At 67.8% G+C, this 2,315-nt stretch carries 3 protein-coding genes; 2 read left to right on the forward strand and 1 reads right to left on the reverse strand.

Features of this window, described 5'->3' with window-relative positions; all coding sequences use genetic code 11:
• Both AC1D00_RS37095 and upp read left to right on the forward strand, forming a co-directional pair.
• Positions 1 to 1,239, forward strand: a 1,239-nt coding sequence (locus AC1D00_RS37095) for a URC4/urg3 family protein (RefSeq protein ID WP_477014083.1), incomplete at its 5' end; no start/stop codon positions are given.
• Between the two features lie 54 nt (positions 1,240 to 1,293).
• A complete protein-coding gene (gene upp / locus AC1D00_RS37100) occupies positions 1,294 to 1,923 on the forward strand; it encodes a uracil phosphoribosyltransferase (protein ID WP_027548356.1) in 630 nt (209 codons plus the stop codon).
• A gap of 9 nt (positions 1,924 to 1,932) precedes the next feature.
• On the opposite strand, the gene AC1D00_RS37105 is transcribed toward upp, so the two are convergent.
• On the reverse strand, positions 1,933 to 2,315 hold a 383-nt coding region (locus AC1D00_RS37105; protein ID WP_477014084.1), incomplete at its 5' end, for a M48 family metalloprotease.

Raw genomic sequence — 2,315 nt, forward strand, 5'->3', positions numbered from 1 at the left:
ATGGCGAACACTGGAGAACAACAGGCCCGTTCGCTGCTCACCGCAACAGCGGTTCGCGCACGCGCGGGGCAGATGCTCGAGCTTGGCCTTGCCGGCGGGCTCAACCACTTCACGATCGATCTCGACCGCATGGACGGCGTTGCCGATGCCGTGCTCGCGGTCACGCGAAAAGCCTATCCGACGCTGGACGTGCCCTTCCATGCGCGCTGGCGGCATTTTGTGCTCGGCGGCGTCGATCGCTGGGCGCGGCTGGCGGACGCCGCATCATGGCCGGATCGCGCCGCGCGGGCGCGCGCGGAGTTCGACCTTGCCATCGTCAGCGTGCTGCTCGACGCCGGCGCCGGCGCAGCCTGGCGCTATCGTGACGCGGTGACGGGCGAAAGCATCGGCCGATCCGAGGGGCTCGCCATCGCAAGCCTCGACATGTTCGCAAGCGGCCTCTTCTCCGGTGATGCCCGCGCGCCTTTCAGGGCCGACGCGGACGTGCTCGCAAAACTGCCGCTTGCCGCGCTCACCTCTGCGTTTCAGGTCAGCGACGCCAATCCGCTGCTCGGCCTCGACGGACGCACGGATCTGCTGCGGCGCCTGGGCAGGCAGGTGGCGGACCGTCCAGAGGTCTTTGGACTGCACGATACGCCGCGGCCCGGCGGCCTGTTCGACCACATCGCGGCGCAGGCTGTCGGCGGCGCCATCGCCGCGCCGGCCATTCTCTCCGCGGTGCTGAACCAGCTCGGGCCGATCTGGCCGTCGCGGCTGGAGCTTGCGGGGATTCCGCTCGGCGATTGCTGGCGCCATCCGGCGATCAAGGCTGACGATACGACCGCCGGCCTCGTGCCGCTGCACAAGCTGTCGCAATGGCTGAGCTATTCGCTGATCGAACCGCTCCAGCGCGCAGGATTTGCGGTCACCGACATCGACGGCCTGACCGGACTTGCCGAATACCGCAATGGCGGCCTGTTCGTCGATCACGAGGTGCTGCGCCTGCGCGATGCCGCGGATGCCGGGCGCGCGCATGCGGTGGATTCCCTGCTCGTCGTGGAGTGGCGCGCGCTGACCGTCGCGCTGCTGGATCGGCTTGCCGGCCTGGTTCGCATCAAGCTCGGCCGCACGCCTGAGACCCTGCCGCTCGCCAGCATCCTGGAAGGCGGCACCTGGGCAGCGGGTCGCGCCATCGCCTTTGCACGCCGTCCCGACGGCTCGCCGCCGCTCAAGGTGATCAGCGACGGCACGGTTTTCTAGCTCGCAGTTGCCGCCCTACCGCATTCACTTGATGAATTTCAGGAGCATCCGATCATGGAAGGCGTCACGATCGTCGATCATCCGCTGGTGCAGCACAAGCTGACGCTGGTGCGGGACAAATCCATCTCCACCAAGTCGTTTCGGGAGCTGATCAAGGAGATCGGCATGCTGTTGTGCTACGAGGTGACGCGCGACCTGCCGCTCGCCGATACCGTCATCGAGACGCCGCTGGCGACGATGCACTCGGCCAAGATCGCCGGCAAGAAGCTGGTATTCGTGCCGATGCTGCGCGCCGGCACCACCTTCGTCGACGGCATGATGGATCTGGTGCCGACCGCCCGCGTCGCGCATATCGGGCTCTACCGCGAGCCGCACAGCTTTGCCGCGGTCGAATATTTCTTCAAATCGCCGTCCGACCTCGGCGAACGGCTGGCGATCGTCGTGACGCCGGTGGTCGCCACCGCCAACACGGCCGTCGCCGCCATCGACCGGCTGAAGGAGCGCGGCGCCAAGGACATTCGCCTCGCCTGCCTGATCGCCGCACCGGAAGGGTTAGAGCGGCTGCGCGGGTTGCATCCTGACGTGCCGGTCTGGACGGCGGCGGTGGACGAGGGTCTCGACGAGAACGGCTTTATTTTGCCGGGCCTTGGCGACGCCGGCGACCGCGCCTACGGCACGCGATAGCGCGGAAGCTCAGATCTTCCCGCTGCCGCAAATGCCCTTCAGCGCCTGCCACTCCGTGTCAGTCAGCAGCGGCGGGCCGCTGGCGGCGCGATCTTCCCTGGTCATGCGGGCGAGGCGGTCCTCGGTCAGCGGGTGGCTGGCGAGGATGGTGAAGCCGGAGCCGCCTTCCTTGCCGGTGATGCGGAACATCAGCTCGGCCGAGGGCTTCGGCGAGCGCCCGAGCGCGTGCATGATCTCGATGGCGAAGGTGTCGGCGGCGGTCTCCGCTTCGCGCGAATAGGAGGCCTCGACCACGCTGCGCGAGGCGAAGATCACGGCGGATGAGCCGGTGACATCGCCGAACAGCAGGCCGATCAGGAACGAGGTGCCGCCGTTGTAGATCAGGCCGCGCA

Source organism: Bradyrhizobium sp. P2_E8, from assembly GCF_056403875.1.

What these genes read in the sequence shown, in the direction of transcription:
- upp (WP_027548356.1), top strand. Translation starts at nt 1,294, where the DNA reads ATGGAAGGCGTCACGATCGTCGATCATCCGCTGGTGCAGCACAAGCTG.